The organism is Neobacillus rhizophilus, assembly GCF_018343535.1.
Lineage (GTDB): Bacteria > Bacillota > Bacilli > Bacillales > Cytobacillaceae > Neobacillus > Neobacillus rhizophilus.
On the sequence record NZ_JAGYPF010000005.1, the window covers coordinates 710,754 to 722,843 of the forward strand.

Annotated in this window: 16 protein-coding genes; 13 read left to right on the plus strand and 3 right to left on the minus strand. The window is 39.6% G+C overall.

Features of this window, described 5'->3' with window-relative positions; all coding sequences use genetic code 11:
• Nucleotides 1–27 precede the first annotated feature (27 nt).
• From KHA99_RS26550 to yodN, 5 genes are all read left to right on the plus strand, one after another.
• Nucleotides 28–1,419 (plus strand): sigma-54 interaction domain-containing protein, encoded by a 1,392-nt coding sequence (locus tag KHA99_RS26550; protein WP_213120485.1) that lies wholly within the window; start codon nucleotides 28–30, stop codon nucleotides 1,417–1,419.
• Between the two features lie 164 nt (nucleotides 1,420–1,583).
• Nucleotides 1,584–3,017 (plus strand): lysine 2,3-aminomutase, encoded by a 1,434-nt coding sequence (gene kamA / locus KHA99_RS26555; protein WP_213120486.1) that lies wholly within the window; start codon nucleotides 1,584–1,586, stop codon nucleotides 3,015–3,017.
• Between the two features lie 12 nt (nucleotides 3,018–3,029).
• A complete protein-coding gene (locus KHA99_RS26560; RefSeq protein WP_213120487.1) occupies nucleotides 3,030–3,311 on the plus strand; it encodes a YokU family protein in 282 nt (93 codons plus the stop codon).
• Nucleotides 3,312–3,385: 74 nt separating this feature from the next.
• A complete protein-coding gene (locus KHA99_RS26565; RefSeq protein ID WP_213120488.1) occupies nucleotides 3,386–3,613 on the plus strand; it encodes a YozE family protein in 228 nt (75 codons plus the stop codon).
• Between the two features lie 122 nt (nucleotides 3,614–3,735).
• Nucleotides 3,736–4,431 carry a germination protein YodN gene (gene yodN / locus KHA99_RS26570; protein ID WP_213120489.1) on the plus strand — a complete coding sequence of 232 codons (696 nt, stop codon included), beginning with the start codon at nucleotides 3,736–3,738 and terminating at the stop codon, nucleotides 4,429–4,431.
• A gap of 3 nt (nucleotides 4,432–4,434) precedes the next feature.
• Here the strand turns inward: yodN and KHA99_RS26575 are convergent, their stop codons facing one another.
• The gene (locus KHA99_RS26575; protein ID WP_213120490.1) at nucleotides 4,435–4,599 is read right to left on the minus strand and encodes a hypothetical protein; all 165 of its coding nucleotides are present in this window, start codon (nucleotides 4,597–4,599) and stop codon (nucleotides 4,435–4,437) included.
• 170 nt (nucleotides 4,600–4,769) lie between these two features.
• Between KHA99_RS26575 and KHA99_RS26580 the strand changes: the two genes are divergently transcribed.
• The 5 genes from KHA99_RS26580 to KHA99_RS26600 all read left to right on the plus strand — a co-directional run bounded on the left by KHA99_RS26580 (nucleotide 4,770) and on the right by KHA99_RS26600 (nucleotide 8,044).
• Nucleotides 4,770–4,943 (plus strand): YozD family protein, encoded by a 174-nt coding sequence (locus KHA99_RS26580; protein WP_213120491.1) that lies wholly within the window; start codon nucleotides 4,770–4,772, stop codon nucleotides 4,941–4,943.
• Between the two features lie 172 nt (nucleotides 4,944–5,115).
• Nucleotides 5,116–5,292: a hypothetical protein gene (locus KHA99_RS26585; RefSeq protein ID WP_213120492.1), complete on the plus strand. Its 177-nt coding sequence runs from the start codon at nucleotides 5,116–5,118 to the stop codon at nucleotides 5,290–5,292.
• Nucleotides 5,293–5,303: 11 nt separating this feature from the next.
• Nucleotides 5,304–6,134, plus strand: a complete 831-nt coding sequence (locus tag KHA99_RS26590) for a serine/threonine protein kinase (protein ID WP_249366969.1) — start codon at nucleotides 5,304–5,306, stop codon at nucleotides 6,132–6,134.
• Nucleotides 6,121–6,891: a sporulation protein gene (locus tag KHA99_RS26595; protein ID WP_213120494.1), complete on the plus strand. Its 771-nt coding sequence runs from the start codon at nucleotides 6,121–6,123 to the stop codon at nucleotides 6,889–6,891. The genes KHA99_RS26590 and KHA99_RS26595 overlap by 14 nt, the downstream gene beginning before the upstream one ends.
• 829 nt (nucleotides 6,892–7,720) lie before the next feature.
• Nucleotides 7,721–8,044, plus strand: coding sequence for a YodL domain-containing protein (locus tag KHA99_RS26600; RefSeq protein WP_213120495.1), 324 nt, complete (start codon nucleotides 7,721–7,723; stop codon nucleotides 8,042–8,044).
• 27 nt (nucleotides 8,045–8,071) lie between these two features.
• On the opposite strand, the gene yoyE is transcribed toward KHA99_RS26600, so the two are convergent.
• Nucleotides 8,072–8,200 carry a protein YoyE gene (yoyE, locus tag KHA99_RS26605; protein WP_213120496.1) on the minus strand — a complete coding sequence of 43 codons (129 nt, stop codon included), beginning with the start codon at nucleotides 8,198–8,200 and terminating at the stop codon, nucleotides 8,072–8,074.
• A 178-nt stretch (nucleotides 8,201–8,378) separates the two neighbouring features.
• Here yoyE and deoD point away from each other — a divergent pair, with 178 nt between their 5' ends.
• The 3 genes from deoD to KHA99_RS26620 all read left to right on the plus strand — a co-directional run bounded on the left by deoD (nucleotide 8,379) and on the right by KHA99_RS26620 (nucleotide 11,744).
• Nucleotides 8,379–9,083: a purine-nucleoside phosphorylase gene (deoD, locus tag KHA99_RS26610; protein WP_213120497.1), complete on the plus strand. Its 705-nt coding sequence runs from the start codon at nucleotides 8,379–8,381 to the stop codon at nucleotides 9,081–9,083.
• 247 nt (nucleotides 9,084–9,330) lie between these two features.
• Complete coding sequence (locus tag KHA99_RS26615) at nucleotides 9,331–10,797, plus strand: lmo1851 family serine protease (RefSeq protein ID WP_213120672.1); 1,467 nt, start codon at nucleotides 9,331–9,333, stop codon at nucleotides 10,795–10,797.
• Between the two features lie 125 nt (nucleotides 10,798–10,922).
• Nucleotides 10,923–11,744 carry a hypothetical protein gene (locus tag KHA99_RS26620; RefSeq protein ID WP_213120498.1) on the plus strand — a complete coding sequence of 274 codons (822 nt, stop codon included), beginning with the start codon at nucleotides 10,923–10,925 and terminating at the stop codon, nucleotides 11,742–11,744.
• Nucleotides 11,745–11,800: 56 nt separating this feature from the next.
• Here the strand turns inward: KHA99_RS26620 and KHA99_RS26625 are convergent, their stop codons facing one another.
• Nucleotides 11,801–12,046 (minus strand): DNA alkylation repair protein, encoded by a 246-nt coding sequence (locus KHA99_RS26625; protein WP_213120499.1) that lies wholly within the window; start codon nucleotides 12,044–12,046, stop codon nucleotides 11,801–11,803.
• Between the last annotated feature and the right edge of the window lie 44 nt (nucleotides 12,047–12,090).

Genomic DNA, 12,090 nt, shown 5'->3' on the forward strand with positions numbered 1-12,090 from the left:
TATACTGGCGGAGGGGCAGGTGAAATAATGGGCCAATTAACTGCTTTAACACAGGAAGTCCTAAGTGCCATTTTAAAAAGCATTGATGAAGGAATCCATGTGGTTAATATCGAAGGGAAAACCATTTTTTATAATGAAGTAGCGGCAAGGCATGATGGAATGGAGGTGACAGAGGTTCTGGGGAAGCACCTGCTAGAGGCTTTCCCTTCCCTAACAGTAGATTCAAGCACCTTGTTAAAGGTCATCAAGACAACTAAGCCAATCTATAACCAGACCCAAGAATACGTTAATCTACATGGCGCCAGAATTGACACCATGAATACTACCTTGCCAATTCTGCTGAATGATGAAATTATCGGTGCAGTTGAAATTGCAAAAGATTATTCGCGGATGAAACTGCTTGCAGAAAGGCTGCTAGACTTGCAAAAAGGACTGAACAAAAGCAAAGGAAAAAAGATCCCTCCACAGGTCCGCTATACATTAAATGATTTAAAAACGGTAAACCCAAGCTTTAATAGAATGAAGGAGGAAGCCAGGAAACTGGCAAAATCGGATTCTCCTATCCTTGTATACGGCGAATCTGGTACCGGTAAAGAATTATTTATACAAGGAATTCATCATGAATCAAGACGGTCAAACGGACCCTTTATTGCCCAAAATTGCGCTGCCATCCCGGAAACTCTGCTTGAAAGCATGCTGTTTGGAACGGCCAAAGGAAGCTACACGGGAGCCGTTGACAGAAAAGGGTTATTTGAGCTTGCTGATGGGGGCACCCTGTTTCTTGATGAACTTCACGCTATGCCAATTGAATTGCAGGCGAAGCTTCTTAGAGTTTTGGAGGAGGGGATGGTCAGAAGGGTGGGCAGTTCTGAAACTAGTACCGTGGATGTCCGTGTCATCGCTGCGGTAAACGTTCATCCAAATAAAGCTCTTCAAGAAGAAAAACTGCGCTCTGACCTTTATTTTCGCTTAAATGTATTTACCTTTTCTTTGTTGCCGCTTCGGGAAAGAAAGGAAGATATCGTCTATTTATGCAAATTCTTTATACAAGAATTTAATAATAAACTCAAAAAAAATATCCAAGGAATGGAAGAAAAACTGGAATTCTTCTTCATGGATTATCAATGGCCTGGTAATGTCCGTGAATTAAAACATACATTGGAATATATGATGAATGTCTGTAATGGCAGTTTATTAACCACTGAAGATCTGCCAATCATGTTAAAGCAGTATTCATCCCATATAAGAAGGACTGTCAGGGAATGTGTAAATATGTCACTGCGTCAACATATTGATGACCTTGAAAGAAAACTGATCATCGAAGCGATGGAGCAATCCGGCGGCAATGTAAAACAGGCTGCAGAGCTTTTGGAAATCCCAAGACAGACTTTACAATATAAATTAAAAAAATTGAGGTAAGGTTAATTGGTGCCGATTTTTCGGCACCTTTTCATTTTCTAAAAATGAAATAAGTATTCAATTCTTCCTTCCGACCGGCAGAACACAAACGGGCACCTTAGTTTTTCGCTTTGGCACGATACTTGCATAATATTAAAGTAAGCAAGGAGTAGGAGGAATAATGAATGAAACAATTTTTATATAAGCCTGACCGGCATTGGAAAGACATAGAGCTTTGGAAAGATGTAACGGAAGAACAGTGGAACGATTGGCTCTGGCAGTTAACCAATACAATTCGTACCCTTGACGATTTAAAAAAGGTAATTAACCTTACCCCCGATGAAGAAGAGGGTGTAAGAATCTCAACTAAAACCATCCCCTTAAACATTACACCTTATTACGCATCCCTGATGAATCCTGATGATCCGCGCTGTCCAATCAGAATGCAATCTGTCCCAGTCGGAAAGGAAATTTATAAGACAAAATACGATCTAGAAGATCCCTTATATGAAGACGAGGATTCACCGGTTTCCGGATTAACACATCGTTATCCCGATAGGGTTTTATTTCTTGTCACGAATCAGTGCTCGATGTATTGCCGCTATTGTACAAGACGGCGGTTCTCCGGGCAGATTGGCATGGGTGTCCCGAAAAAGCAGCTTGATGCGGCCATTTCCTATATACGGCAGACCCCGCAGGTAAGGGATGTTCTCATTTCCGGCGGAGACGGGCTGTTGATTAATGATAATATTTTGGAATATATTTTGAAGAATTTGCGCGAAATCGACCATGTCGAAATTATTCGCATCGGGACAAGAGCACCTGTTGTTTTTCCACAAAGAATTACAGAAAACCTTTGCAACATTTTAAAAAAATACCACCCTGTTTGGCTAAATACACATTTCAATACTTCAATTGAAATAACGGAAGATTCGAAACATGCTTGTGAAATGCTAGCAAATGCCGGTGTTCCTGTTGGCAATCAGTCCGTTATCCTTTCCGGAATCAACGACAGTGTTCCGATTATGAAAAAATTAATGCATGACCTTGTGAAAATTCGGGTACGGCCATATTATATTTACCAATGTGATTTGTCAGAAGGTATTGGCCATTTCCGTGCCCCAATTTCCAAGGGGCTTGAAATCATTGAGGGACTTCGCGGCCATACTTCTGGGTATGCCGTACCTACCTTTGTGGTAGATGCTCCCGGCGGCGGCGGAAAAATTGCTCTGCAGCCAAATTATCTAATTTCCCAAAGCCCGGAGAAAGTTGTCCTCCGCAATTTTGAAGGAGTGATTACCTCTTATCCGGAGCCGGAAAATTATCTGCCTGGCAGAGCAGATGCCTATTTTAAAGAGGTTTATCCAGATATAGATGAGAAAAAATCGCTCAATGGCATCGCTGGAATTATGAATGACCAGCATTTTAATCTTGTTCCGGAAGGTTTGTCGAGATTAAATCGCCGTAAGGGATACACCGAAGATCCTGCCCACTCCACACTAAAGGATAAGCGTAGCAAGCGGGATGAATTAAAGGAGAAAAAGTATCAAGCGTTAATCCAAAAGGAAAATGAAACGGAGCAAAATACCGAAGTAAATACAGACTCGCCAACAGAGTAGGGAAAGGAGTTGATGGTCTTGGTTTGTGAGTGGTGCAGCAGTGAAAACGTAAAAAGTGTTTCCGGTACAGTTTATTGGGAATTGCCTGATGGCTCGAGGGCAATCGAAATCACGGAGACACCTGCTTTCGACTGTCCTGATTGTTCCATGGTATATCAAAGCGAGGCGACCATTAAAGAAATAGAAGATCAATTATTTTTAATTGACAGCAAGAAGGTTGGGAAGATCATTACTTTTAAGGAGCTTATGAGCATCCCACGCTTATTAAAAAGAAACTATTTTGATTTTTCATAAGTACTGGACACATGGGAGTGGTTGGATTAATATTTATTGATAAAAAGAAGTCTTTTTAGAAAGGCGTTTTATCAATGAATAAATCATTTTACCACTTTTTAATGAAATACCGGCATCCGGCCCCAAAAGACGTAGTCAGCCGGTTTGCCAATCACGCCTATTTGGACCATGACTTTCCTAAATATTCACTGGATTATTATGAACTAACGGCCTATCTTGAACTTAACGGCCATTATTTGGATTCTATGTCAACCTTTGATGAGGCCTGGCAGCTATATACTTTGTCAGAGCATAAAGACTGATAAATCGCCTTCATGATGAGGCGATTTTTTCATTTTAAAAATGTCTAGCGCTTTTAAAAAGATGTTCGCATATACTATTGTAATCAAAATTCACGGCTATTTTTTAAAGGGGAGGAGAGGAAATGACAAAAAGGAAAAAACCAAAGTATAAAATAGGTGATACGGTTGTGATTACAATTTACGGGACTGTAGGCAGAGTGACGGATGTGAAATGGCTGGACGGAGCTTATGTGTATGAAGTCAATAAAAGCCACGGTTTATTTAATGAATCAGCATTGGAATTGCTCTCGGAATATGATGGCAAGGTCTTAGAACAGGAACAAATTGATATAGAATACAAGTTTTTTATCGGCGATTTGGTTCAAGTTAGCGGCTATGGTGCCGATCTTTTTAAAGTGATTGGCTTTCGGACAGAAATTTGGCGCTATAAAGAAGACGCCTGGGAAGATGTCATTTACGAATTGTCAAGGGTAAGTGACGGGGAATGGCTGGAAGTCGGGGAAGAAGAACTGACACTTGTCGCTGATGCTGAAAGTGCAGATACATTTATTCAAAAGCTTGGTCTTTTATACTTAGTGAACAAACAAGATAAAACAACAAAAAGTCCAAATATACAGAACATGGTTAGAAAAGCAGAATTTGAAGAAATTTCTCGCAAAAAGGAGAAAAAAGAATTAATTGATAATCTGTTAGACATATTTAATGACTACCGAATTCTTTATGAATTATTTCAAGATCAAGAATATTATCAAGTTATGCGGGTTATCCTGAAGAAGTTGGAAAGTCTTGTTAATAACGATGGCAAAAGCCATGTCTAGCTGTCAGGTGAATATTTCAAACAATAGATAAAGAATAAATGGAATACCAGCCCATTTAATAAGAGAAAACAAGTAATCTAAGATTTTTTCGAAATATTGGAGGGTGATGCCATCCTCACGATTTACATCTTCTATCCATGCCTCAAACTTCCAAAGTAAATTCGTCATACAATCACCTCGTGGTTATCTTGTTATACATCCTATGCTTGTCCAGCAATTTCAGAACTGAAAAATTTTAATCTTCAATAAAATTCCACCTCGAACCAATTAGACATCCCAAAGTAACTAGCATGAAAAAGCTTTAACGGTCATACATTCTGTAAAAAGGGGGCGATGACTTGAGAGAAATTGAAGTATTTATTGATACAGAAGAAATTGCTGAATTTTTCTTTCACGAACTTGTCAAAAGAGGATACGTTCCTAGCGAAGAGGAATTAGAGGAAATCGCAGATATTACGTTTGAATATCTAATTGAAAAAAGCATTATTGATGAAGAAGTACAGGATGATTAAGTTATAACCGCTTTCCTAAAAAAATGACTATTATATAGATGAAAACGAAAGACGAGCAGTCCCTGCTCGCTTTTTGTTTTATAAGGGTAAAACGTCCTATTAATTTAAAAAATCGCGAAACCTTTTTTTGTCCCTCTCGTATATATGAATACGAAAGAATGGGGGGATATGGATGTTCAAAAAAATCCTTAAATCAATTTTTAAAAACCAGCTGCATCATCAAAAGTATGGGTCTTCAAGTGATTATTGGAAAAAAAAGAACCATTATAAGCACAGCCAGATGGGGCATTATCATTATAAAAAGAAACATAAAAGCGGCAGCTTCCTCTCTAGTTTCTTTAGCAGTTAACTGTGAAAAAAATGGCCGAAATGTATAAAAGGTTAATTTTAGGTTTATCAAGTTTTATTGAAAAGCCGTTTTCCAGTGAAGAAATAATTTCTGGCCGCTATAAGGTGATGGAGCATCTTGGGATGGGAAGTTACGGCCATAGCTATTTAGTACTTGATCTTTCCTCCCAAGATTATAAAGTTTTAAAAGCATTAAGGCTTCATAAAAGAATCACCAAAATTGGCCTGAGAGGGTTTGAATTTGAAAAGGAATTGCTGAACTCCATTCACCATCCGGGTTTCCCACATTACTTTGAGGGGGGTACATATAAACATATACCGTATTTTACAATGGAATATCTCAAGGGTAAGAATTACGAGCAGCTTATTTTCTCTGAGGGATGGAAGTTATCTGAAAGAGAAGCTTTTTCCATTGCCTATGAGCTGCTTGAGATGATCGGCTATCTTCATGAGCGGAATATTGTTCATAGGGATATCCGGATTCCAAATGTAATTTTTGACGGGGCAGCGATTAAGTTAATTGATCTGGGTTTGGCCAGATCTTTGGATGAAGTCGGAGGTAAAAAATCCAAGGAATCGAACCCCCGGAAAGAGCTGAATTTCCAGGCTGATTTTTATGGTCTGGGTCACTTTCTGCTGTTTTTGATATATTCAAACTTCTCATTTCCCGAAAATGGGAAGGAAAAGAGCTGGGAAGAGGAGTTAGACATAACAGATAATGCTAAACACATTTTACGAAAATTGCTCATGCTTGAGACACCTTATGACAATTGCGTACAAGTAAAAAAAGATATACAAAATCTTATGACTGATTTAGGAGGAATGAACAATGTCATTCTTTAACAAAATGTTTGTCAGTGTTGGAATTGGCGCGGCGACAGTGGACACGAAGCTTGAAAAGGACACTTACATGCCGGGAGAAACAGTGAAAGGTGTTGTAGAAATAAAAGGGGGTAAAGCGGATCAACAGATTGATGAAATTTACCTTGCTTTAAATACTACCTACTTAAAAGAGTCTGATGACCGTAAGTATACGGTTACTGCCACCATCGACCGTTTCCGGATCACCACACCGTTTACAATTATTGTGAATGAGAAAAAGGAAATCCCGTTTACGTTTCAGTTGCCATTTGATACTCCGCTATCTATTGGAAGGTCTAAAGTATGGGTTTCCACTGGATTAGATATTAAAGGGGCTGTGGATCCGGGGGACAAAGACTATCTCAAGGTTGTCCCCAACCCGTTAATGTCTGCGGTCTTTGATGCTGTCGACAGTCTTGGATTTAGAATTCGTGAGGCCGATTGCGAGGAAGCGCCGAGAAGATTGCGCGGGCGCCTGCCTTTTGTTCAAGAATTTGAGTTTGTTCCGGTATCCGGACCATTCCGTGGACGCTTAGATGAGCTTGAAGTTGTGTTCTTCCCTGCGGGAAATGGCGGACTTGACCTAATGTTCCAGGTCGACCGCAAGGCAAGAGGACTTTCCGGATTATTCTCAGAAGCACTCGGAACGGATGAAACAAACGTAAGAATGACCGTTACCAATTCTGATCTCCCATCTCTAAGTCAGCAAATCCAAAATGTGATTGGCAGATATTCTTAATAATTAATAAGTGTTAAACAATGGTACCATTGTCAGGCTGTCGTGAAACATCGATAGCCTTTTATTTTATCCGCCTTTTATAATGATTCACCGCGTAAATAAAAGGCCTTTCAACAAGACTGTTGATTGGCGCTCCAGGCACTACGCTTTCCGCGGGCGAGACGGGGAGCCTCCTTGTCGCTTCGCTCCTGCGGGGTCTCCCCTGCCCCGTACTCCCGCAGGAGTCTTCGTGCCTTCCGCGCCAAACAACAGGTGTATTTAATTAAAACTTCAACATTACAAGATGAAACAAGTATCTTCTAATCAGAGTTGATGAAGGACAAAATTAAAGGAATATTCGAGAGAAATGTCCCTCATGAGGCCGATGAAGGACAAATTCAAAGGAATCGAATAGAAAATGTCTCGCATAAAAGCTACACACTTGCCAGGTTCGAAAAAGCGTGTGGCTAAAACGCAGGTTGATTTGCCTCCCTGTTGATTGGAGCGGAGGGCACTCGACTCCTGCGGGATATAGAGGTCACTGGAGACCCCGCAGGCGCCTAAGCGCCGAGGAGGCTCCAGGACCTCCCCGCGGAAAGCGAGTGCCCGGAGCGGAAATCAACAGGCCCGTTGGCAGGGATAATCTATAAAAATTTGGTAATTTAGGTTTGGACAAAATTCAAAAATTGCCGAAAAAAATTCTAGAAAATCCGACTATAGTACAAGGTACCATTGTTTTTTTATAAAAAACTTCTTTCGACAAAATTAGTGTTGTTTCTTTGAAGGAATCGACAATACCCGTCTTTAATTATTAAAATAGACAAATTATTCAAATAATTGGAGGGGTATTATGATCAAAATGCTGACAAGAAGGACCTGTATTCAATATGATGTGACGCTCTTTCAAACTCCAAAACATCGCGAAAGGAAAGGGCATAAACAGGTTTACCGGACAACCATTCAAGCGGGCAGCAGAGAACAGTGTCTTCAGGAAACCTTTAGCCAATTTAATGTTACAGATCGAATCCCTCCCAAGTATAAAGGAAGATTTCTATCCACATGGGATATTGTTTTAATTGATGAGGGACGCGGCGGTCAATATTACTTTCAACTTCAGCCTGGCGGCTGGTACCCGATAAATAGAATTGTTCTTTTAACAGATAAGGAAGGCTGACCCGTTTTGTCAGCCTCTTTTAATGCATTAGTGCTTTCTGCCTCCAGTAGCACTATCCTCTTTTGCATGTGCCTCATGTTCAGCAATGATGGCTTCCGGCGGCACGTGATTATTTTTTTTCTGCCCGCGAATTCGGTTTCGATGTTTTTTTCCCATTTTCAAACCTCCAATAGATAATTTTCAAAATATAATTTTGGACCTACAAATATAATTCCCCACAAAAAATAAAAAATCATGTTTTTTCTCATTTTGGTTTTTATTAAAAAAAGCTGTATGTTATAGTGACTATGGTGCAACATGTTATTGCACATACATAATAAGGAGGGTTCCATTGATGAGTGTACATATCGGCGCAAAAGAGCATGAAATTGCTGAAACAGTACTTCTTCCGGGAGATCCGCTTCGTGCCAAATACATTGCTGAGACGTTTTTAGAGGAAGCAGTGTGTTATAACGAAGTTCGGAATATGTTCGGATTTACTGGTACATATAAAGGGAAAAAAATATCTGTTCAAGGAACAGGAATGGGAGTTCCGTCCATTTCTATATATGTGAATGAATTAATCCAAAGTTATAATGTGAAAAACTTAATTCGGGTCGGTACATGCGGTGCCATCCAAAAGGATGTAAAGGTTCGTGATGTCATCTTGGCCATGACCAGCTCAACTGATTCTAACATCAATCGGTTGACTTTTGGGCATGTTGACTATGCGCCTGCGGCAAATTTTGATTTATTGAAAAATGCCTATGATGCAGGGGTGCAGAAGGGGCTTAACATAAAAGTTGGCAATGTTTTTACTGCGGATTCCTTTTATAACGATAATGCCGAGCTTGAAAAGTGGGCGAAATATCAAATTCTTGCTATTGAAATGGAAACAACAGCCCTTTATACTCTTGCAGCTAAGTTTGGCCGGCGAGCACTGTCTATTTTAACTGTCAGTGACCATATTTTAACCGGTGAAGAGACAACGGCCGAAGAAAGACAATTGACCTTTAATGATATGATTGAAGTCGCATTGGAAGCATCTATTAAGGAATAATCGACATAACCCCCTTCCCGACGTGAAGGGGGTTACTATTTTTAATTAATATTTAATAATTTTTTCATTAACTTTTCTTTGTTAAATTTATTAAAAAGATGTTATTCTAAACACTAAGGGTAAATTTTTTAGATTTTATAAAGTGCTTTAAAATAATAGCGAGTCTTGACTTTGCTAGTTAAGAAAGCAAGTCCGCTTCTTATTTTGATGGTTAATGAAAGTGGTGAAGGCTTTGGAAGAAGAGAAAATGGATCAGGAAAAAGTTGAGCAGGAGCAAATGACGGATAACAATAAGCCGGGATATATTCGTTTAAAAAGATTTCACTTTATTATGCTGCTTTTTTTGATTGTTTTTTTATCAGCAGGAATCACTACAGTTGCCCTTTCATTTGGTGATGAAAAAGTAGTGACAGTTAACAACGACCGAAAAGAATTTGCAAAACTGTATGAAGCATTTGACACCTTGAATAAGGATTATTACAAAAAAGTAAATGATCAAAAGTTGATTAATGGAGCCATTAACGGAATGGTGGAATCCTTGGACGACCCTTATTCTGATTATATGAGCAAAGATGAGGCCAAGAATTTTAATAACAGCATTTCTTCATCATTTGAAGGTATTGGCGCCGAGATTCAAGAAAAAGACGGTCATATTATGATTGTCTCGCCGATTAAAGGGTCCCCAGCGGAAAAAGCCGGTTTACAGCCGAATGACATTATTCTATCTGTTGATGGAAAAACCATTCAGGGCATGACATCTACTCAGGCTGTAACCATTATTAGGGGGAAGAAGGGATCGAAGGTCGAATTGTCCATTAAGAGAGCAGGACAAGATACCCCGATTTCTGTACCGATTATTCGCGATCAAATCCCGATTGAAACTGTCTATGGGGAAATGGTTGATGACAAAATCGCGAAAGTGCAAATTACAAGCTTTTCAACTAATACCGCAAAAGAATTGACAAGTACTTTAAATGATTTGCAAAAGAAAGGGATGAAAGGTCTTGTATTAGACCTTAGACAGAACCCAGGCGGTCTTTTGGACCAAGCTGTAAGTATATCGAGTATGTTTGTCCCGAAAGGAAAAGTGATTGTAAAGGAAGAAGATCGCAATGGGAAAATTAAAGAAATTGCCTCGCAAAATGCGGGCAATCCAAATCTTCCTTTAGTTGTCCTGATTGACAAAGGCAGCGCCAGTGCATCTGAAATCCTTGCTGCAGCCGTTAAAGAATCGGCTGGTGTTACTTTGGTTGGCGAAAAATCGTTTGGGAAAGGAACTGTGCAGACTGCTTCCAATTTCACAGACGGGTCCAACCTGAAATTTACGATTGCCAAGTGGCTGACACCTAACGGAAATTGGATTCATAAAAAAGGGATTAAGCCTGATGTGGAAGTGGCATTACCGGATTATGCATCCTTGTCAATCATTAATCCTGACAAAGAGCTGTCATTATCTACATCTTCAGCTGAAGTGCAAACCGCTCAAAAAATGTTAAAAGCCATTGGTTTTGACCCAGGCCGTGAAGACGGATTCTTTGATGAGAAGACAAAAGAGGCCGTTACCGCATTCCAAACCGCCAATAACCTGCCGGCTGATGGAATCTTAAAAGGCGACTCTACCATGAAGCTGATGGAACTATTAAGGGAAAAAATCAAATCTGACGATACCCAGGTTCAGAAAGCAGTCGAAGTCCTAAAAGAAAAAATGCAATAAATAATGGCCTGCCACCACTCTGCTTAAGTTAAGCAGCGGGGGCAGGCCTATTAAATTTAATGAATGAATATGACTTCTTCAGGTAACTCTTTAAATAGTATATTTTTTGTATTAAGGAGGATTTAATGAAGAAGATATCCATCATTTGGCTATTGATCGGCATCCTCCTCGTTGGGCAAAGGGTTCAGGCCGATAGTGATATCAGTTATAAAATCGAAATGCTTGATTGGAAACAGGTCGATGAAATATTGCCGAGGTATTCTAAATTTACCGTCATCGATCTGGAAACGGGGAAACGGTTTAAGGTGCAGCGGCGTGCTGGCAGTAATCATGCTGATGTCCAGCCATTAACAGTAAAAGATACGAAAATCATGAAAAAAATTTATGGCGGAAAATGGAGTTGGAAACGCAGGGCGATAATCGTCATGGATCAAAAAGACAATTGGATTGCAGCTTCCATGCATGGGATGCCCCATGGAGCCGGTGCTTTAAAAAATAATTTTCCGGGTCATTTTTGCATTCATTTTTATGGGAGCACAACGCATCGGACAAATTCCATGGATTTATCCCATAAGCTGATGATTCTCAAATCAGCCGGAAAATTGGACGATTATCTAGGAGAAGCCAATCCTTACGAGGTAATCAATGCTTACATAACCGGCTTTAAACAACAGGATGCAAGCATTATTTCAGAGGCTTCGGTGCAAAATATCCGTTTGAAGCCAATTCTAAAGAATATTGAAAATGTTAGAATTTCACGCATGGAATTATTGCCGCCAGAGGATTTATCAGAAGAGATTAGCTTGGAAGTTCCCGTTGAAATTGATTGGGTGATAAAAAATCGCGGCCGACAAATCTATAAAGGAGCTATCCATTTGGTGCGATTTTCTCCTGCAGATGCTTGGAAGGTTGATTCAAAGCAATTTATTAAAGAAAATAACTTATAAACAAAAAACACCTTAATGAGAGGAGATTCCTCCATAAGGTGTTTTTTAGTGAAATACTAGATTGGCTGTTCGCCATGTTTGATAAATGTTCGTTCATCTTCAATTAATCCGCAGGCTCCGCATTGAACTCGATAATCAGGTCCGTTGTATGGAAGATGAAACGGTTCTAACTCATTACTGGCGTATTCTCGAACGACGGAGCCCGACTGAGGATCCATTTTTACGGAATGAGATACTTGTTGAATAATATTAAAACGGCTTCGATTGGTTTTACAATTTGGACATCTGTATGGTGTTGTCATAGGTTTCTCCTTTCATTGACTTGTTAAAATCTATTTTTTGCAAT

Bases quoted from the DNA above. Each gene is read 5' to 3' on its own strand.
- KHA99_RS26550 (WP_213120485.1), top strand. From the start codon at position 28: ATGGGCCAATTAACTGCTTTAACACAGGAAGTCCTAAGTGCCATTTTA.
- kamA (WP_213120486.1), top strand. From the start codon at position 1,584: ATGAAACAATTTTTATATAAGCCTGACCGGCATTGGAAAGACATAGAG.
- KHA99_RS26560 (WP_213120487.1), top strand. From the start codon at position 3,030: ATGGTCTTGGTTTGTGAGTGGTGCAGCAGTGAAAACGTAAAAAGTGTT.
- KHA99_RS26565 (WP_213120488.1), top strand. From the start codon at position 3,386: ATGAATAAATCATTTTACCACTTTTTAATGAAATACCGGCATCCGGCC.
- yodN (WP_213120489.1), top strand. From the start codon at position 3,736: ATGACAAAAAGGAAAAAACCAAAGTATAAAATAGGTGATACGGTTGTG.
- KHA99_RS26575 (WP_213120490.1), bottom strand. From the start codon at position 4,599: ATGACGAATTTACTTTGGAAGTTTGAGGCATGGATAGAAGATGTAAAT.
- KHA99_RS26585 (WP_213120492.1), top strand. From the start codon at position 5,116: ATGTTCAAAAAAATCCTTAAATCAATTTTTAAAAACCAGCTGCATCAT.
- KHA99_RS26590 (WP_249366969.1), top strand. From the start codon at position 5,304: ATGGCCGAAATGTATAAAAGGTTAATTTTAGGTTTATCAAGTTTTATT.
- KHA99_RS26595 (WP_213120494.1), top strand. From the start codon at position 6,121: ATGTCATTCTTTAACAAAATGTTTGTCAGTGTTGGAATTGGCGCGGCG.
- KHA99_RS26600 (WP_213120495.1), top strand. From the start codon at position 7,721: ATGATCAAAATGCTGACAAGAAGGACCTGTATTCAATATGATGTGACG.
- yoyE (WP_213120496.1), bottom strand. From the start codon at position 8,200: ATGGGAAAAAAACATCGAAACCGAATTCGCGGGCAGAAAAAAAATAAT.
- deoD (WP_213120497.1), top strand. From the start codon at position 8,379: ATGAGTGTACATATCGGCGCAAAAGAGCATGAAATTGCTGAAACAGTA.
- KHA99_RS26615 (WP_213120672.1), top strand. From the start codon at position 9,331: ATGGATCAGGAAAAAGTTGAGCAGGAGCAAATGACGGATAACAATAAG.
- KHA99_RS26620 (WP_213120498.1), top strand. From the start codon at position 10,923: ATGAAGAAGATATCCATCATTTGGCTATTGATCGGCATCCTCCTCGTT.
- KHA99_RS26625 (WP_213120499.1), bottom strand. From the start codon at position 12,046: ATGACAACACCATACAGATGTCCAAATTGTAAAACCAATCGAAGCCGT.